This window comes from Symbiobacterium sp. (assembly GCF_040797425.1).
GTDB lineage: Bacteria > Bacillota > Sulfobacillia > Symbiobacteriales > Symbiobacteriaceae > Symbiobacterium.
Window position 1 is genome coordinate 1 of the sequence record NZ_JBFNEH010000056.1, and the last position, 18,267, is coordinate 18,267.

The window sequence follows — 18,267 nt, forward strand, 5'->3', positions numbered from 1 at the left end:
GACCGGCATGCCGCTCCACCGCAAACGGACGCACAGGAGCTGGGCCGTAACCTCCACACCAGCGAGAGTCACCACGGCCTCGCCCCAATCCACCTCGATGCTCTCGCCAGGATCGTGGGCGAGGGGGATGAAGACCGGTTGTGTACGCTTCAACTTGCGGATCTTGGCGATGTGACGCCGGACGGTGGGCTCGCTGCCCTTCTAACCTAGGGCAACTAGGTCCTCGTAGATGGTCTTACCGGTCCACCGTTGCTTACGCGGCAAGAACTCATCTTCCGCGAGTCTCCGTTCGATCTCTGCCTGGAACTCTGGTGTGAGGACCACGGGCTCAACGGGCTTTTGCCGCCGATAGCCCGGGACTTCCGTCAATTGTGCGTACTTGGCGACGGTCTTCCGAGGGATTCCCAGTGCCTTGGCAACTTGTCGCTGTGATTTCCCTTCCACATGGAGGAGCCATCTGATACGCTCAACATGAGCCATCTCGATCTTCAATCCTTTCACCCCTGCAAACTGGAAGTGCGGCACACCCCAGTTTACAGGTTTGGAAGTTCGAGGTGGCTCACTTTTGCGTGATCAAATGGCCCCCAAATGTCTCCCTTTTGGGTTATCAAACACACTGTCCAGCAGGTATGGCAGGTTGCCATTGAGAAAACCAAGCACAGCGTGTACGCCAAAACTTCTGATAAACGAACTACGGAACACCCAATAGCTGAAACATGTATGGATTCCGGTGCGCAATTCGCGGAGCGCTTTCGACAAGGTAGGTCGCGACGTGATGCGCTGCGAGTGACAGCACGTTGTCACAAGCCTCCAGTACGATTAAGCTGGCCCCAGCGATCTGCCAAGGTGTTGGCGTACCAGACAGGCGCGCCTACGGGCCACCGAACCACAGCGGTAAGGAGGAGATGCGATGGCGTGGCGTAGCTACTCGGATTTCTTCTCCCATATCACCCGCGGCAAGCGCCCCTATAGGTACCAGGTTCGCCTGGCCGAGGCTCCGGCGTTACCCTCGCTTGTCCACTTGCCCACGGGTGTCGGCAAGACGCTGGCGATCGTTGGGGCCTGGGCCTGGCAGCGCCTGTACCATCCCGACCCCTCCGTCCGGCAAGACACGCCGCGGCGCCTGGTCTACTGCCTCCCGGTCCGCAATCTGGTGGAACAGACCGCCGCTGTGGTCCAATCCCTCGACCTGGGTGTGCCTGTCTACACCATCATGGGCGGCGAGGTGGAGGAGAACTGGTACCTCTACCCGGAGCGGGAGGCAGTCCTGGTCGGGACGCAAGACATGCTCTTGAGCCGTGCCCTGAACCGCGGGTATGCCATGAGCCGGTACCGCTGGCCGGTGGCGTTCGGTCTGCTCAACAACGACGTGCTCTGGGTGATGGACGAGGTCCAGCTCTTCGGTGTGGGGCTGGAGACCTCGGCTCAGCTCCAGGCCTTCCGGGAGCGCATGGGCACCTTCGGTCCGGCGCGGACCGTCTGGATGTCGGCTACCTTGCAGCCGGCGTGGATTGCTACGGTGGACCATCCGGCTCCCGAAACGGTATTCGAACTGTTGCCCGATGAGGCCAGTGAGCTGGCCAAGCGGTTGCAGGCGCCCAAACGGCTGGCTCGTCTGGACGTGGGAAGCGTGAGGGAGAAGAGCTATGCGGCACGGTTGGCCGCGGCGGTGCGGAAGCACCACCGGCCCGGAACCTTTACGCTGGTGATCTGCAACACGGTGGACCGGGCCACGCAGCTGTACAGAGAGCTCGAAGGACGCAGCGAACCCGAGTTGGTCTTGCTGCACTCCCGCTTCCGGCCGCCGGAGCGAAGAGCGCAACTGGCCCGCCTGCAGGCCCCCATGCCCCCGGGCGGTCGCATCGCCATCTGCACCCAGGTGGTGGAGGCGGGCATGGACCTCGACGCCCGGACGCTGATCACCGAACTCGCCCCCTGGCCGAGCCTGGTGCAGCGGTTCGGCCGCTGCAACCGGGCGGGCGACCACGACGACGCCGCAGTGCTCTGGGTGGACGTCTCGGACAGGCCTGGCCCCTATCCCGCCGAGGAGCTCACGGCGGCCCGTCAGCACCTGTTGGCCCTCGAAGGCCGTTCTGTTGCCCCTGGCCACCTGCCACCCGTCTCCCCCCGCAGGCCCGAGGTGGATGTCCTTCGCCGCCGCGACCTGGTGGACCTGTTCGACACCACACCAGACCTGACGGGCAACGACGTGGACGTCTCCCGGTTCATCCGGGAGGGGGAAGAGCACGATCTTTACTTGTTCTGGCGCGCCTGGGTCGACGACGCCAGTCGTGAGGAGCAGCCGTCCCCGACACGGGAGGAACTCTGCTCCGTCCCCGTTGCCGCAATGCGTGAGTGGCTCAGGAGCCGGGAGGGGCAGGTCGCCTGGGTTTACGACCACCTCTCGGAGCGCTGGCGGCCGGCCGTCGATCGTGATATCCGCCCCGGCGCCACGCTGATGCTCGCGGCCGCAGCGGGGGGCTATGATCCGCTGACCGGGTGGGACCCCGCCGCCAGGGACCCTGTGGCCCCGGTGCAGACGGTTACTGGCTCCGCACCGGAGGGCTACGGCGGCGATCCGGCCTCTGGCCTTGGTCGCCCCCAGAGCATAGCCGCGCACACCGACGAGGTGGTGGGCTCCCTCTCCGATCTGCTGGCCAGCCTGCCCTGGCTTGGCCCGGTGGCGGACGACCTCCTCCTGGCTGCCCGCTACCATGATCTGGGAAAGGCCCACGCGGTCTTCCAGGAGACCATGCGAAGGGGTTTGCCCCTGGAGCTTCGCGACGCGCCAACGCAGTGGGCCAAGACCTGCGCACGGCACCTGCGGCACAGCATACCGGGCTTTCGCCACGAACTGGCCAGCGCCCTGGCGCTGATGGAGGAGAAGCCCCACCGCTTCCTGTCCGCATACCTGGCCGGCGCCCACCACGGGCGGGTCCGGCTCACCATTCGCAGCCTGCCGGAGGAGCGACTGGTGGAGGGCGGCCGCCGGGTGATGGGCATCACGCATGGGGACGTGTTGCCGGCCGTGGACCTGGGTGGAGGTTACCATTATCCCGGGGGCAGGTTGGACATCCGCCTCACCTACCTGGGCGGCGACAGACCGTCGTGGACGGAGCAGGCGGTCGCCCTGCGGGACCGGGCAGACCTCGGACTGTTCCGCCTGGCCTACCTGGAGGCAGTGCTGCGTGCGGCGGACCAGCGGGCGAGCGCCACAGCACGTGAACCTGCGTTGGAAGGGAGGTGAGGACTGTGGAGACCGTCAACCGCATTCGCCTTGCGGGCTGCCGCCCCGAGCCCCTGAGCTGCTACCTGAAGGGACTGGGTGTCTTACGGATCCTGGGTACCCAGCTTGATGGGACGCCTGTGCGCGCTTGCTGGGTCTCGGACGAGTTCTGCCTGGAGGCGCCCCTCAATGCGGAACAGCTGGTCGACTTCTTCCTCGACCACTACCGTCCCACCCCGGTGATCGCGCCGTGGAACGGCGGTGGCGGCTTCTGGGATCAGCGGGCGGCCGGCAAGGCGCTAGAGCAGGTGGAGGGGTCTACCGACCCCCGCCTGGCCACCTATCGGGAGGCCATCCGGGCGGCCCGGCGGGCGGCCGCATCGCTGGGCATCACAGACGCACCGAAAGATGATTCCAAAGCCCGCTTGCTGCGTGTACTGCGGGCCACCGTGCCGGACGAGGCGCTGGACTGGCTGGATGCCGTGGTGGTCCTCACAGCCGACAAGCCCCAGTTTGCACCGATCCTCGGCACAGGCGGCAACGACGGGAACCTCGACTTCAGCTCAAACTTCATGCAGCGGCTGGCCGACGTCATGCCTTTCGACGGTGTGTGGGCGCCGCCCGGGCGTGGGTCCCGGCGGGGCCAGGGGCCGACGCGGGAGCAGAGCGCCGCGTGGTTGCGGGCGGCCCTCTTCCGAGAAGGAGATGCGAAACTTCTGCGGGCAGCGACGGGGCAGTTCCATCCCGGGGGTGTGGGGGGTCCCAACGCGACGGCCGGGATGGAAGGCGACTCCATGGTGAATCCCTGGGAGTTCATCCTGATGATCGAGGGGGCGCTGGTGCTGGCGGCATCGGTGTCCCGACGGATGGGGACCGACGCATCCGGTAAGGCCGCTCTTCCCTTCACCGTGAGTGCCACCGCCGCCGGTGCCGGAAGCCTGAGCAATCTGGACGAGGCCAGGGCCCGGGCCGAGATTTGGCTTCCCCTGTGGCGGCACCCGGCTACCTGGGGCGCGGTTAGGCAGCTCTTTGCCGAGGGGCGGGCAGAGATCGGGCGCAGGCAGGCCCGGAGCGGGCTTGACTTCGTCCGGGCGGTGGTCTCTCTCGGTGTCGACAGAATGGTCGACGCGTTTCAACGCTACGGCGTGATGCAGTGGTACGGGAAGTCACATCTGGCGGTGCCGTTGGGTCGTGTGCGGGTGGAGGCCCGGCCGCTCATCCGCCTGGTGGACGAGGTGGAGAGTTGGCTCAACCAGGCCCGTACTGTTGCAGCGGATGCACCGCAGGGGCTGGGCCAGGCGCTGCGGCGTGCGGAACGAGCCGTCTTTGCTTACGCACAGCGGGAGGAGCGGACAGCCCTACTGGAGGTCTTGACGGCGTTGGCCGAGGCAGAAAGGGTCGTCAGCCGCAGCAGGAACCTTCAGCAACGGCTCGCCCCGATTCCCCGGCTCTCCATCCGCTGGTTGGAGGCCACCGACGACGGGTCGGCAGAGTTCGCCATCGCCGCCGCCCTGGCTTCCATCGTGGACCCGATTGTCGGCCCGCTGTGGCACCACTGGCTACCGGTCACTGAGACACGGGGACGCCTGGCCTGGACCGATCCCGGCGAAAGGGATGTCACCCTCACCCAGCTGCTGCCTGACTTGGCGACCGTGCTGCAGCGCCGCCTGATGGCCATGGAGCAGAGGGGGCTCCCTCAGGCACCTATTCGGGCGAAATGGCCGCTCCCGCTGGAACTGGTGGACCGGTTCCTGGAGGGGCGCGTTGACGACGGGCGCATCCTGCAGCTCCTTCCGGCGCTGAGCCTGCTGGACTGGCAGTACGCACCGTTCAGGCCGGTGCGAGATACCCCGGTGCCGCTGCTCAACCGCGCCTACGCGCTCATCAAGCCCTTGTGCATGGCAGAGCCCCTGCGTCCGCACCAGTTGGCGGGCCAGGAGTTGGCGCTACGCCTTCCCATGGAAGTGATCGCCCGGCTCCGCGCCGGCGACCTGGAGCGTCCGCTCGACCTCGCTGCCCGGCGCCTGCACGCGGCAGGCCTCACGCCCGTCGGGTTCCGCACCAGGCGATATTTGCAGCTCAAGCCACCCGGCGGATCGCCCCTGCGGCTGGCTGCCGGGCTCTTGCTGCCGATCCAGAGCGCCCAGCCCCTGCTGGACCTTGTGCTGCCTCAAGCGGAAATCCAAGCGAAAGGAAGGGATCTGGTGTGAATCTGAGCGCAACCCTGGCGCACGCGCCGCGCCTTCTCATGCAGGCTCCCCTCCGTCCCGTGCAGGGGGAACGGTTTCAGCCCACCGGCTTTGCGGATCTGGGACCGGCCACCTACAAGGTGCCGGTTCGGGCGGAGAACGGGCAGTGGCGCACGGTGGACAAGCTCCTGGTGGAGTCGGTGCAGTCGGTGGCCAACCGGCTGGAGGCAGTCTGTTGGGATCCGGACAGCGACGACCTGGTTCAGCCGCTGCGCGGTCTGCCCTACGTGCGGGTGGAGCGGAATGGCAAGCACCTGACCAACTCGCTCCTGGAGGCCCATCGCATCAACTCGCCGTACATTCTGGAGGGCTCGGGCGGCGCGTTCCTCGAGACCTTGAAGGATGAACTCATGGCAGAAGAGGAGGGTCCGGTCGACCTTCGGCACGCGGCGCGGGTCATCTTCCGCTACGATCCCAACAGCGTGCTCCACGGTGTCTTCCTGGCCACATCGAAGATTGCCGGCGGGCGGATCCGGCTGCAGCGGCTCATCTCCGGCTTCATCGAGGCCACCGACATCTACCCGGTGGAAAGCGGGGGCGTCAAGAATGATCGCATCAACCCCAGCGGCGACGCAGCAGCAGGATACGGTAACGTGCCTTACCACCGCACGGAGTATGTGGCCCGGGAGATCACGGCATTCTTCAACCTCGATCTGCAGACCCTGCGTTCCTACCGGTTGGGTGCCGAGGCCGAGGAACTGCTGATCACCCTCGCACTGTGGAAGATCCAGCGTTTCCTGCGGGTGGGGCTGCGGCTTAGGACGGCCTGCGATCTCACGGCCGGACCGCTCACGGCCGATGCCCTGCCTGAGCTGCCGTCGCTGGAGGTGCTGGAGGAGCGGCTTCCGGAGCTGATCGAACGGGTGCCGCTCTGGCGTGAGCCGCGGGTTACCGTCATTGAGGGGGAACCGGAGAAGGGCCGCCGGAAGGCCGCAAAGAAGGAAGAGGCATGACGGCCATCGCCCTGCGCTTCCTGGCTGGCCGCTTCCACGCCACGCCCTGGGGGCACCACGTGAACGAAGGGGTTCCCGAGTGGCCGCCCTCCCCCTGGCGGCTGCTGCGGGCGCTGGTGGCCAGTGCAAAGCGCACTTTGCCGGACCTGCCGGACGACCGCCTTGCGGACCTTCTGGCAAAGCTGGCGGCGCCGCCTCATGTGACGCTTCCGCCGGCCTGTCCGGGCATGAGCCGGCACTGGATGCCCTGGTACAAAAAGGGGCCGCACGACCGCACCCTGGTTTTCGACACTTTCCTGGCGGTTGATCCGCAGGCTGAGGTGGTCTTCTCCTGGCCGGACTTGGCACTGGGTGACTCCGACCTGGATCTCCTGAAGCAGATTCTGGCCGGGCTCACGTACTTCGGCCGGGCGGAATCGTGGGCCGAGGCCCGCCTGGTGGATGAACCGGGGTCGCCCAACTGCCTGCCGCTGACACCCGAAGTCAGGTTGGGACCGGATGTGGAGTTGGTGGAGGTGCTGGCGCCCGCAGTCGCGGACGACCCGCTGGCGCTCCTGCACGCCCTCATGGTCGATACGGGTGACATGCGCAGGGCCAACCGATTGGTACCGGAGGGCAGCCGGTGGGTCACCTATGCCCGGCCGGTCGGGGCGGTCTGGGTTGACCCCGTGCCGCAGCCGGTTCCGGTGGAGTCGCCGCCAGTTCAGCTCATCCGCTTCGCGCTGAGCGGCAAGCCGCTGCCCCCGCTCACCGATGCGCTGCGCGTGGGCGAGCTCGCCCGCAGGGCCGCGCTGAAGGTGGTGAACGAGAGGACCGGAGAGACGCCTTCCCCCGTTCTGTCCGGGCACGGCAGCATTGCGAAGGGGCAGCACGGGCATGCGCACTTCCTGCCGGAGGACCGGGATGCGGATGGCCGGATCGATCATCTCGCCATCTGGGTACCGGCGGGACTGGACCTCACGGAGGCCGGCGCGCTGGTGGGGGGGATGCGCCTGTTCCGGACATGGCATGAACCGGAATTGGAACTGATGCTGGAAGGGTACTGGACGGAGGAGGAACTGACGAAGCACCCGGCGCCGGTAGGGCACTCGGCAGTCTGGGAGTCGGAGACGCCGTATGTGCTCACACGGCATCCGAAGCGGACGCGCACGGGCGTGCCGAAAATGACCGAGCTGGGCGAGCAGCGGGACGGACCAGAGGATCAGGTGCGGCGTGAATGGGCTCTACGACAGGCGGCGAATCCCGCGCTGCCCGACCTGCTCAAGGTCGAGCGCGTGCCCTTTCTGGTGCGCGGGAGCCGGACGCTCCGCTGGATTGAGTTCCGGCGATGGCGGGAGACGGGGGGTGGGCCGGCCACCGGGTTGGGATACGGCCTCCGGCTTCACTTCGCAGCGCCGGTCCGGGGCCCCCTGGCCCTGGGGTACGCCTGCCATTTCGGGTTGGGTCAGTTCCGCCCGGTGGTGACATGAACGCCGCGGTGCCCGACCTGCTTCCGGCCCGGATGTTGAACGAGTACGCGTACTGCCCGAGGCTCTTCTACCTGGAGTGGGTAGAGGCGGAGTGGGCCGACAGCGCTGACACGGAGGAGGGGCGGCTGCGCCACCGGCGTGTCGACTTGGAGCAGGGAAGTCTCCCGGAAGCGAAGAACGTGGAGGGCGGCGATGCCGGGGTCGCCCGCTCGGTGACACTCTCCTCCGAGGCTCTGGGGCTGATCGCCCGCATCGACCTGGTGGAGACGGATGGCGAGACGGCAAGCCCCGTCGATTACAAACGTGGGGAGAAGCCGGATGTTGCAGGCGGCTCCTGGGAGGCCGACCGGGTGCAACTGTGCGCGCAGGCCCTGCTTCTCCGGGAGCACGGCGATTGACGACGCCCTGGTCGAACGGACCCTGGCACTGGCGGCCGAAGCTCGGGCCACCGCAGCCCGCGGGATGATTCCCCCACCCCTGGTCGATTCGCCGAAGTGTCCCCGCTGCTCCCTGGTGGGCATCTGCCTGCCAGATGAAACCAGCTATCTGCAGAGCAGTACGCCCGCGCAAGCAGAGCCGCGGCGCATGGTTCCGGCGCGCGATCTGGCTCTGCCCGTCTACGTGCAGACGCAGGGGATGACGGTGACCAAGCAGGGAGACCGCCTCGTGGTGCGAGAACGACAACAGACGGTTCAGGAAGTCCGCCTGCTTGATGTTTCACAGCTCTGTGTCTTCGGGAATGTACAGGTGACGACGCAACTGGTCCGGGAGCTCTGCGAACGAGAGATTCCGATCTGCTACTTTAGCTATGGTGGCTGGTTCTACGGCATCACGCACGGGATGGGGCACCGGAACGTGGCCCTGCGGCAGCAGCAGTACGCGGCAAGTGCAGATGCCGAGCGGTCTCTGGCCCTTGGCCGGCGGTTTGTCGAAGCCAAGATCCGCAACTGCCGCACACTGCTCAGGCGCAACGGGCAGGGGGTGTCACCGGACGCACTTCAGCAACTGAGCGACTTGGCGGAGCGGGTGCGGCAGGCGGGGGACCCCGGGGTCCTCCTCGGGCTGGAGGGGCTTGCGGCACGGGTCTACTTCAGCCAGTTCGCGACGATGCTGAAACCCCGCACTGCAGAGGGAGTGCCCTTTGACTTTGAGGGCCGGAACCGCCGCCCGCCCCGCGATCCGGTGAACGCACTCCTGTCTTTCGCCTACGCACTCCTGGTCAAAGACGTTACGGTTACCTTGCAGGCCGTCGGCTTTGACCCATACCTGGGTTTCATGCATACCCCGCGCTACGGTCGGCCCGCGCTGGCGCTGGATCTGATGGAGGAGTTCAGGCCGCTGATCGCGGACTCAGTGGTGTTGAGTGTGGTGAACAACGGGGAGATTACCGCGGAGGATTTTGTGCAGCGCGGCCTGGGTTGTGTCCTCAAGCGTGACGGGCGCAGGCGTTTCCTCGCGGCCTACGGGCGGCGAATGGATTCACTGGTAACGCACCCCGTGTTCGGATACACCATCAGTTACCGCCGCGTTCTCGAGGTCCAGGCACGGCTGCTGGGCCGGTACCTTGGCGGCGAGATTGCGGAATACCCGCAGTTCCTGACCCGGTGAAGGGGGAGGAACACGCTTGCGTAACCGATACCTTGTCGCCTACGATATCAGCGACGACAAGCGGTGGCGGAAGGTCTACCGGTGTATGAACGGCTATGGCGACCCGGTACAGTACTCGGTGTTCTTGTGTGACCTTTCCGAGCGCGAGCGGGTGTTGATGGTGGGGAGCCTGCTGTCCCTCATCAACCAGCGCGAGGATCGGGTGATGATTGTGAACTTGGGGCCGGCGAGCGGCCGCGGTGAGAAGGCCATCGAGTTCCTCGGGCGATCGTGGCCGATGCCGGACCGGGGGCCTGTGGTGGTGTAGTGCGTTTCGAGCGGTGATGTGATGCGGTAACCCCCGGGGGGCGCTCGAAAGGCTTGTGGCTGTAGGGAAGGAGTTGGGTTGAGAGGTGATGAAAAAGGGAATAACAGGAAGCTATTCGGGTGTTTTGGGGAACCGCTCGAAATCGGGTTCTAGAAGCCTTGTGGCACAAGGGCTCCAGGTGGGCGCTGTATCCACGGCTGAAAAGCCGTGGCTCAATTGAAGCTATCGAGTCACCGGACGGCAACTCGATAGAGATACCCTCCGGTATCCACGGCTGAAAAGCCGTGGCTCAATTGAAGCGATGCGGAGTGGCTGCTGTCCGACGAGCGAATCTACCCGTATCCACGGCTGAAAAGCCGTGGCTCAATTGAAGCAGATGTTGCACCAACCCTGTTCCTTCAGCGGCAAGACCTTGTGTATCCACGGCTGAAAAGCCGTGGCTCAATTGAAGCGAGGTCATCCCGTTGCGGGAGTGCCTGCGCCACCAGGGCAGTATCCACGGCTGAAAAGCCGTGGCTCAATTGAAGCTCCCCGAGCATGCTATCTGTTGTCAACCCCTCCTCTCGTATCCACGGCTGAAAAGCCGTGGCTCAATTGAAGCTCAGAAACCGATGCGCTGGGTCGCGCACTGAAAAGGAAGTATCCACGGCTGAAAAGCCGTGGCTCAATTGAAGCCTCCTGGAGCGTCCCACCCTTCGCGAATCGCCTGGGGTGTATCCACGGCTGAAAAGCCGTGGCTCAATTGAAGCTCCGTCCTCATCGACAATCTCGATACAAACCAACGTAGTATCCACGGCTGAAAAGCCGTGGCTCAATTGAAGCACCTCCAAACTCTTCACCGAGCGGGAACGGGGCTATGGAAGTATCCACGGCTGAAAAGCCGTGGCTCAATTGAAGCACGCAGTAGGTGTACTCCTCGTAGCAGGGCGAGGAGGTATCCACGGCTGAAAAGCCGTGGCTCAATTGAAGCCTTGGCACCACGATCTTGTCCAGCGGTACCGCTACTTGTATCCACGGCTGAAAAGCCGTGGCTCAATTGAAGCCGCCTGGCGCTGGCGCTGGGGATGACGGTCGGGGAGCTGTATCCACGGCTGAAAAGCCGTGGCTCAATTGAAGCATCTACGTACACCCACTGCCGCCAGCACCCCTGCGTAGGTATCCACGGCTGAAAAGCCGTGGCTCAATTGAAGCCGGACGAATAGATGTCCGCTCACGGCGGCGGGGTACAAAGTATCCACGGCTGAAAAGCCGTGGCTCAATTGAAGCCCGTGAATGGTTGGGTCAATCGCGTTGCACTTCGTCGTATCCACGGCTGAAAAGCCGTGGCTCAATTGAAGCCACATGTTTCCGGTCACCCGGTAACCCTGTTCCCGGTATCCACGGCTGAAAAGCCGTGGCTCTATTGAAGCACAAAACCCTGGTCATACAACTACCGCTAGAGTACAGAGGAGAAAAGCCGCCACGGCTCACCCGCCATGGCTCCATTGATCTCTCGAACTGCAGAGGGTGCCCGCGAGGGGCACCCTCTCTGCGGTCTGGCACCGATTCCCAACATCCAGAAGGAGATGTTTGGAGTAAGGACAAATTGAACAATAAGTGACGTCATGCTGGGGGTGTTCTATCTGGAAATCGTACGTGCCCAGATGCGGCTGGTTACACCACTCGTACTCGGCGGTGCCGACCCCAGCGGACCACCTGAACTCCGGGCACCGGCATTCAAGGGCTTGCTCCGGTACTGGTATCGGGCCGTCGATCCAGCGTATCAGAGCCGGGAGGCTCGGGTGTTCGGGGGAGTCGGCCCCGGCGAGGGGCAGGCGTGTTTCCTGTTGCGGGTCACCGGGGAACATCTTCAGACCGCTACGTTTCATCTTAACGAACGGCGTGACGGCAAGGATGCCCGGGCCGGGCTGCGCTATCTCACCTACTCGCTGACGGCCCGTGGGAGGGAGCGCCTCTTCTTCAAGCCAGGGCAAACCATCACGCTCCATTTCCTCTTCAAGAAACGGCCCGGGGAGCAGCAAGACCGGCGGGCCATTCTGGCGTCGATCTGGCTCCTCGGCCATCTGGGCGGCGCCGGCGCCCGCATTCGCCGCGGGATGGGCACGGTGGCCCTCACCCGGTGGTCTGTTGTCGATCCCGCCGGCCACGAAGTTGAGGCGTGGCCGGAGATGCAGGAGCTTCCGATCGCCCATGGTGCTGCAAGCGTTGACGAGTGGCTTCGTCGCTTCGAGAGCGGCCTCTCCTGCCTCCAGCGATGGTTCGGCGAGGCGGACACCCGTCATCCGACGCATACGACTCTGGGACCGGGCAGCCGGTTTGTCCTGCTTGAGTTACCTCCGGCGAGGCGCGGCGAGGATGCGTGGGAGAACGCACTGAACGAGGCCGGACTCGCCCTGCACCGGTTCCGCCTAAGGCGTGGCGTCGCCCGGGCTGACGGTGACGGCGACTACCACCGGGCGAAGCGCCTGCTGCTGCGCCTGGACCCGGCGAGCGGTCCGGCACGTCGCGAAGCGCCCGCACGCGCCCGGACAGGGAGGGAGATTGCGCCGGAGCGGGTCGCCTTCGGCCTGCCCCTTCAGTTCCGGTTCACGTCACTGCAGGGGCGCTCGATCATGTTTCGGGGCAAGCAACATGATCGAAGCGCCTCCCGGCTGTGGATCCGCCCGATCGACCTGGGCGACCGCCAGGCGCTCCTGTTCGCCCTGCTGCCAAGCCCGCTCCTGGCGCCTGGCGAGCCGATTCGCGCAGAGGTCCGGCGCGAGCGGGTCGAACTGGATCTGCCCGGCGATCACATCCTCATGGAGTTCCTCGACAGCCTCAGCGGCAGGGAGGTGACCTGGCCCTGTGGATGAGCGGCATGTTCTTCATTTCACATTTGGCCCCGTGCAGGGATTTGTAGCCCAGGCCCGCAGGGTGCGCGACTTCTGGGCCGGCTCCTACCTCTTGGCCTACCTCAGCGGGCTGGCCATGCACGCGGTCGAGGAGGGCGGCGGAAAGATCCGCTTCCCTGCAGTACGGCAGGATGAGCTCATGCAGCGCATTCGCGGCCAGGTTCCGAGCCCGGCAGGCCGGGCGCAGATCGGCTCCCTCCCGAACCGGTTCAGTGCCACGGTGTCTGACCTCACCGCCGGGCAGCGGGCCGCCGACGCGCTCTACGCCGGGTGGAGGCGCATCGCCGGGGCAGTCTGGCAGATGCTCCGGCTGGACGATGCCGTCCGCGACCGCTGGGACCGCCAGATCGAGTCGGCCTGGGAGATTTCGTGGGTGATCTCGACCGACGGCCGGGCGGTCGACCGGCGCAAGAACATGCGCGTCCATCTCCTGCCGGACGAGCCCGGTGAGAAGTGTACCCTTTGCGGCCAGCGGCAGGAGCTTTCCGGACTCGGCCTGGGCAGCCCCGAGAGCCGCAGGGCCATGCGGGAATGGTGGGCCGGAGTCCGCCGGAGCCTGGGCGAGCAGTCCCACAACCTGGGCCCCCGTGAACGCCTGTGCGCTATCTGCCTTGTCAAGCGGTTCTTCCCGCTGGTCGCCCGCGAGGCCATCGGCTGGGCGGTGCAGACGAATGTGCCCTCGACCCCCTACCTGGCGGCAGCCGACTGGCTGGAGACGCTGCTCCGGGTGGACCCGGCAGCGGCGGCCGGGCTGTACCGGGTCGCGCGGGAGGCAGGCGTTCCGCTCACCGAAGCGAGCAGCCGGCTGCCCGGGTTGGCGGAGGCGGCGGAGGCGGTCGATCCTGCCCTTCGGAACGCCTGCAGGGGTCTGGTGAGCCTGGACGGCAAGGCCTTTTTCGTTGAGTGCATTCGCGAGCAGGATGAGGACCTGGGGCTGCCGCTGTCGGGACCCCAGCGGGACAGGCTGGAGGCCGCCCTGCGCAAGGCTGAGGAGCGCGTCGGCCAGGCGGCGAGCCCCTACTACGCCCTGCTGCTGCTGGACGGCGACAACATGGGCAGGCTGCTGGGCTCGGGTCCCCGGGAGGCGCAGGAGGACATCTCACTGGCGCTGGGCCGCTTCTCCGGCGCCGTTTCCCAGACCGTGCGGGAGCATAACGGCTTCCTCATCTACGCCGGCGGCGACGACGTGGCGGCGCTCCTGCCGCTCAGTCAGGCCATCCCCTGTGCGCGCGCCCTGCGAGCGCGCTACCGGGAAGCGTTTGCGCCCCTCGTTCCCCGGGTGCTTCCGCCCCGCGAGGGCACGGCCTCGGCCGCCATCACGTTCGCACATATGAAGGCCCCCCTGACGGCGGTGATCCGGGAGACGCACCAGCTCCTCGACGGAGTCGCCAAGGACATGGCCGGGCGGGATGCCATCGCCTGCCGCGTCCGGACGCGGAGCGGTCCAGCCGTGACGTGGTGGTCACCCTGGGAGGCGCTCCCCGAGGAGAGTTGGACGCTGCTGACGGCCCCGTCGTGGGAGGGCGGGGCCCGGGGTGCTGCGGCGTACTCCAACAGCTTCATCTACAAGCTCCGTTCGCTCTTGGAGGTTCTGCCCCAGGGCGGGCCGGAGGCCGACCCGTTCCCGGAGGAGACTCTGGCCATTCTGGTGGCCGAGTACCTGGCCGACCGGGGGCAGGTCTGGCCGCAAGGAATGAGCCTCGGCGAGCGGCGGGAAGCCGCGCGACGGCGCATCCTCCCGTTGCTCAACCTCTGCCGGGTGAGGCAGCGCCTCGGAACCGGCGAGATCGTGGCGAAGGGCTTCTCCGCAAACGGTGCCCTGCTGGTGCGGTTCCTCACCCAGAAGGGGGTGTAGCCGGTGCGGCTGTGGCGTTTCGAAGCGCTCGACACCTTGTTCTTCCGGGACGGGCGGCCGTTCGAGGTGGGCGACAGCTTCGTTGCCGCCTCCGACTACCCGCCCTCGGGCTTCACGCTGCAGGGAGCGGTGCGCACGGCCATCCTGCAGCACCTCGGAGTCGATCTCACCCGGTTCGCCCTGGCCGTACGCCAGGGGGCTGACGACCCCTTCATCGCCCGGCTGGTCGACGTGTTCCTGCGTGCGGATGCAGGCGGCATCGCACTCACCGGTCCGTTCCCCATGGTGGGCGATGACCTCCTGCTGCCGGCCCCGCTGGACCTGTACAGGGCGGGTGGACAGTGGGGGCTCCTGCGGCCGGGTGAGCCGGTTCCCTGCGACCTGGGGTGCGTCGCCCTGCCCTCGGCCGATGCACCCGGGCTGAAGGTGCAGGAGGGCAAGTGGGTGACCGCGGGGCAGATGGAGCGGCTGCTGGCCGGGCGCACGGACGTTCTGGGCGAGGCGCTCTGGTCGACGGTGGCCGAAGAGGACGCGGATGGGGATCATGCGCTGGTCTACCGCGAGTCCCGCGTGGGCATCGCCCGGTCGGTCGCCAGCCGCACGACGCGCGAGTCCATGCTGACCACCACCACGCACACCAGGCCCCGCTGCAACTCAGCCATCGGGGTGATCGTCTCCGGCGTTCCCGAGGAGTGGGTCCCGCAGGGCCCAGTGGCGCAGCAGCTCGGCGGCGAAGGCCGCCTCGCGCGACTCAGCGTCGGCCCTGCTCCTGCGCTGCCGCAGGCGCCGGAGCTGCGGCCGGTAGGGGGCCGGGTGCGGTTCCGCCTCATCCTGGCGACGCCCGCCCGCTTCGGGGGCGGAAGCTGGCTCCCGCCCGGATTTGCCCCGCACACCGAGAGCGGGCGCACCTGCTGGGTGGGGGACCTGGAGGGACTGCCCGTCGCAGTGCACTCGGCCTGCCTCGGCAAGCAGGTGCAGATCGGCGGGTGGGACCTGGCGCATGGCAGGCCCCGTCCCCTCCGTGCGTACCTGCCGGCTGGATCTGTCTATTTCTGCGAGGCACCGGCCGCACACGCTGCGGACGTGGTGACGAAGCTTCATCACCGGAAGATCGGCGAAGACACGATCCACGGGTTCGGACATCTCCTGGTCGGCACGTGGTAACGGCAGACCATTAGGGGGTTGAGACTGATGGCCACCAAGGTGGCACAGGTGATGGTGTTGCATGCACTGACTCCGCTCCACCCCGGCTCCGGGCAGAGCACCGGCATCGTGGACCTGCCGGTCCAGCGGGAGGTCCACACGCAGTTTCCGATGGTCGCAGCCAGCGGGGTGAAGGGCAGCCTGCGGGATCTGGCCGAGACCCGGGCGAGCGCCGGCGAGGTCGGGTGGACCCGGGACGTTGTGGAGACCGTCTTCGGCCCCGAGACGGCAAATGCGTCGGAGGGCGCCGGAGCCCTGAGCGTGACCGACCTGCGTATCCTGGCCTTTCCGGTTCGGAGCCTGCAGGCCGTGTTCGTGTGGGTCACGTGCCCGCTCGTCCTCCGTCGCCTTCAGCGCGACCTCAACCTGGCGGGCAAGGCGTGCCCCGACTTGGCCGTGGCCGGCCCGTCAGACGAGGAGGTGGTGATCGCGGGCGAGTACAGGCCGCCCCTCCTGCTGGAGGAGCGGGCTCTGCAGGTGCGCAAGCCCGACAAGGCATCCCTGGCGGCCATGGACCTGGTGGCCGAACTGGCTCCGGCCGACCTCAGGGACGACCTGCGCAGCAAGCTGGCGATCGTCTCCGACCAGGTGTTCACCTACTTTGTGCGCCACTGCACCCAGGTCTCGGCACGGATCGCGCTGAACGAGCGGAAGACGACCACGGGCGACGGCGGGAACCTGTGGTACGAGGAGACGCTGCCGCCCGAGACGATCCTCTATGGCCTGCTCGTGTGCAGCGCCCCCCGCATCCAGCGCGACGGCTGGAAACGCGGGCGGAGTGCCGGGGCGGTTGCGGAGTGTGTGGCAGGACTCTTCGCGGAGCGCCCCTACATCCAGATTGGCGGCAACGAAACGGTTGGCCAGGGGTGGTGCAGGGTCAACCTGATGCGGGCGGGTGACATGGCATGAAGCAGATGCTGGAGCAGAAGAGGGCGGCCCACGCGTTGCGTCTGGTCCGGTTGCCGGCAGCCCAGAACCGCGACTGGGCCCGGAAGATGGCGACCCACATCAACAAGACGCCCATCCGTATCCTGAACAACGGGTTGGGACAGGCGCTCGCGTTCCTCGTCGCGGACAACGGCGGGGCCCGGGGAGACCGCCGGAAGGAGTCGGGCGTGCTCTACGACCACCTCACCGAGTGGCTGTGCGGCGAGCCCGATGAGGCGCATCCGCGCCGGATCTACCCGGCCGGCGACCTGCTGGAACGGTTGATGGAGGGCGATCAGGCGCAGTACTTCCGCGCCCAGGAGGAGGCCCTGGCCCTGTTTGTCTGGCTCCGGAAGTTTGCCGACGCTTACCTTAAGACCGAAGAGCAGGAGGGTGCCCGATGAAACAGGAAGGAGGGCAGCCGCTCTGTTTGCCGCTCTACCGCGGCATCGGGTTTCATCGGGGCTCAACCGGCCTTCCCTGGGCGACAGACTCGTCCAACGTTGGACTGCTGTTTGACAAGTATTTGGACGCGTGGTCTCCGGATCCGCAAGCGCAGTGCAGGCTTGAGGGCCAGCAGAAAGAGCTGTTCCTGAAGGCCATCAGGCGCCGACTGGCGGCGTCCCGCAGCGAGACGCAACGCCGGTTGGACACGCACCTCGCTCGACACAAGGAGCTGGTGCGCAGCGTGGGCGGGCGGCTGCTCTTTGCGCAGACAGCCGAGCGCCTGGTCTCGGGCCTGGGAAATGGCCACCCGCTGGAGGTCGGCCTGGTGTGGCATCGCACCCTGGGGGTGCCCTACCTGCCCGGCTCCACGGTGAAAGGAGTGGTGCGTTCCTGGGCGGACGAGTGGGGAGCCCTCGGTAAGCCGGATGTTGCACGCCTGTTCGGCGACCTGGAGACCACCGGGGCGGGCCTGCTCTGCTTCTTCGACGCGCTGCCGACCCGGGTTCCTGAACTCGAGATCGACGTTGTGAACCCGCATTACGGCGCGTACTACCAGGCCCCGCGAAAGAATCCCCCTGCTGACTACCTTTCCCCCGTGCCCGTCAAGTTCCTCACGGTCGCTCCCGGAACCGAGTTCTGCTTCGCCGTGGCGCTGCGCCCGGGAGCCGCCTTGGTCCCGGGGGAGGATCCGCGCACCCTCCGGGAGGCGCTGGAGACGGGCGTGCGGTTGCTGGCGCAGGCGTTAACGTTCATCGGAGCCGGTGCCAAGACGGCCGTGGGCTACGGGACCTTTGAGGGGCCGAAGGCCCAGTCACGCCCAGGGGCCGCGCCCGACCCGCAGCCCGGGGAACCGTCCGGAGCGGTTGATCCGCGATGGCTGCCCCTTCTGAAACTTCAGCAGAGCGGCCTGGGTGCGGGCGACGGTGATGCCGCGCAGAGGCCGAACCGGCCTGCACGAGGCGGTCCGCGATGATCAACGGGGTCTGGTACCGGCTGCACGGCGCGACGCTGCCGCCGGTCACCGAGACGATGCTCGTCGGCGAGGTGGCCCGCCGCGCGGCGCTGGCGCAGTTCGGAGCCCTGGGGGGAGACTCCTCGCCGGTGCTGGCCGGCCACCTCGGGGACGGCAAGG

At 66.8% G+C, this 18,267-nt stretch carries 14 protein-coding genes and 1 CRISPR repeat array; of the genes, 13 read left to right on the top strand and 1 reads right to left on the bottom strand.

What is annotated here, in order from left to right; all coding sequences use genetic code 11:
* Positions 1-201: 201 nt before the first annotated feature.
* Complete coding sequence (locus tag AB2385_RS14490) at positions 202-492, bottom strand: helix-turn-helix domain-containing protein (RefSeq protein ID WP_367655724.1); 291 nt, start codon at positions 490-492, stop codon at positions 202-204.
* A gap of 418 nt (positions 493-910) precedes the next feature.
* Here AB2385_RS14490 and AB2385_RS14495 point away from each other — a divergent pair, with 418 nt between their 5' ends.
* The 13 genes from AB2385_RS14495 (at position 911) to cmr6 (ending at position 18,108) form a co-directional block, all read left to right on the top strand.
* On the top strand, positions 911-3,247 hold the full coding sequence (locus AB2385_RS14495) for a DEAD/DEAH box helicase (RefSeq protein WP_367655725.1): 2,337 nt from the start codon (positions 911-913) through the stop codon (positions 3,245-3,247).
* Positions 3,248-3,252: 5 nt separating this feature from the next.
* On the top strand, positions 3,253-5,436 hold the full coding sequence (gene csx17 / locus AB2385_RS14500) for a type I-U CRISPR-associated protein Csx17 (RefSeq protein ID WP_367655726.1): 2,184 nt from the start codon (positions 3,253-3,255) through the stop codon (positions 5,434-5,436).
* On the top strand, positions 5,433-6,428 hold the full coding sequence (gene cas7u / locus AB2385_RS14505; protein WP_273380409.1) for a type I-U CRISPR-associated RAMP protein Csb1/Cas7u: 996 nt from the start codon (positions 5,433-5,435) through the stop codon (positions 6,426-6,428). The genes csx17 and cas7u overlap by 4 nt, the downstream gene beginning before the upstream one ends.
* Positions 6,425-7,897, top strand: a complete 1,473-nt coding sequence (gene csb2, locus AB2385_RS14510) for a type I-U CRISPR-associated protein Csb2 (protein ID WP_367655727.1) — start codon at positions 6,425-6,427, stop codon at positions 7,895-7,897. Before cas7u ends, csb2 begins: the two co-directional genes overlap by 4 nt.
* A complete protein-coding gene (cas4, locus tag AB2385_RS14515) occupies positions 7,894-8,295 on the top strand; it encodes a CRISPR-associated protein Cas4 (RefSeq protein ID WP_367655728.1) in 402 nt (133 codons plus the stop codon). The genes csb2 and cas4 overlap by 4 nt, the downstream gene beginning before the upstream one ends.
* Before the next feature lie 115 nt (positions 8,296-8,410).
* A complete protein-coding gene (gene cas1, locus AB2385_RS14520; protein WP_367655729.1) occupies positions 8,411-9,505 on the top strand; it encodes a CRISPR-associated endonuclease Cas1 in 1,095 nt (364 codons plus the stop codon).
* 16 nt (positions 9,506-9,521) lie between these two features.
* Entirely contained in the window at positions 9,522-9,812 is a 291-nt protein-coding gene (cas2, locus tag AB2385_RS14525) for a CRISPR-associated endonuclease Cas2 (RefSeq protein WP_273380416.1), read from the top strand.
* Between the two features lie 187 nt (positions 9,813-9,999).
* A CRISPR array of direct repeats spans positions 10,000-11,221; the repeat unit is 36 nt; unit sequence GTATCCACGGCTGAAAAGCCGTGGCTCAATTGAAGC.
* Positions 11,222-11,455: 234 nt separating this feature from the next.
* Positions 11,456-12,664: an RAMP superfamily CRISPR-associated protein gene (locus AB2385_RS14530; RefSeq protein ID WP_367655733.1), complete on the top strand. Its 1,209-nt coding sequence runs from the start codon at positions 11,456-11,458 to the stop codon at positions 12,662-12,664.
* The gene (gene cas10, locus AB2385_RS14535; RefSeq protein ID WP_367655730.1) at positions 12,657-14,558 is read left to right on the top strand and encodes a type III-B CRISPR-associated protein Cas10/Cmr2; all 1,902 of its coding nucleotides are present in this window, start codon (positions 12,657-12,659) and stop codon (positions 14,556-14,558) included. The genes AB2385_RS14530 and cas10 overlap by 8 nt, the downstream gene beginning before the upstream one ends.
* Before the next feature lie 3 nt (positions 14,559-14,561).
* A complete protein-coding gene (locus tag AB2385_RS14540; RefSeq protein WP_367655731.1) occupies positions 14,562-15,722 on the top strand; it encodes a type III-B CRISPR module-associated Cmr3 family protein in 1,161 nt (386 codons plus the stop codon).
* A gap of 27 nt (positions 15,723-15,749) precedes the next feature.
* Positions 15,750-16,670 (top strand): type III-B CRISPR module RAMP protein Cmr4, encoded by a 921-nt coding sequence (gene cmr4, locus AB2385_RS14545; protein WP_273380673.1) that lies wholly within the window; start codon positions 15,750-15,752, stop codon positions 16,668-16,670.
* Positions 16,667-17,092 carry a type III-B CRISPR module-associated protein Cmr5 gene (gene cmr5 / locus AB2385_RS14550; RefSeq protein WP_273380672.1) on the top strand — a complete coding sequence of 142 codons (426 nt, stop codon included), beginning with the start codon at positions 16,667-16,669 and terminating at the stop codon, positions 17,090-17,092. The genes cmr4 and cmr5 overlap by 4 nt, the downstream gene beginning before the upstream one ends.
* Positions 17,089-18,108, top strand: coding sequence for a type III-B CRISPR module RAMP protein Cmr6 (gene cmr6 / locus AB2385_RS14555; RefSeq protein ID WP_367655732.1), 1,020 nt, complete (start codon positions 17,089-17,091; stop codon positions 18,106-18,108). Before cmr5 ends, cmr6 begins: the two co-directional genes overlap by 4 nt.
* Positions 18,109-18,267: the final 159 nt, after the last annotated feature.

Coding starts and splice junctions, on each gene's coding strand:
- cmr5 (WP_273380672.1), top strand. CDS start 16,667: ATGAAGCAGATGCTGGAGCAGAAGAGGGCGGCCCACGCGTTGCGTCTG.
- cas4 (WP_367655728.1), top strand. CDS start 7,894: ATGAACGCCGCGGTGCCCGACCTGCTTCCGGCCCGGATGTTGAACGAG.
- cmr4 (WP_273380673.1), top strand. CDS start 15,750: ATGGCCACCAAGGTGGCACAGGTGATGGTGTTGCATGCACTGACTCCG.
- csb2 (WP_367655727.1), top strand. CDS start 6,425: ATGACGGCCATCGCCCTGCGCTTCCTGGCTGGCCGCTTCCACGCCACG.
- cmr6 (WP_367655732.1), top strand. CDS start 17,089: ATGAAACAGGAAGGAGGGCAGCCGCTCTGTTTGCCGCTCTACCGCGGC.
- AB2385_RS14495 (WP_367655725.1), top strand. CDS start 911: ATGGCGTGGCGTAGCTACTCGGATTTCTTCTCCCATATCACCCGCGGC.
- AB2385_RS14530 (WP_367655733.1), top strand. CDS start 11,456: ATGCGGCTGGTTACACCACTCGTACTCGGCGGTGCCGACCCCAGCGGA.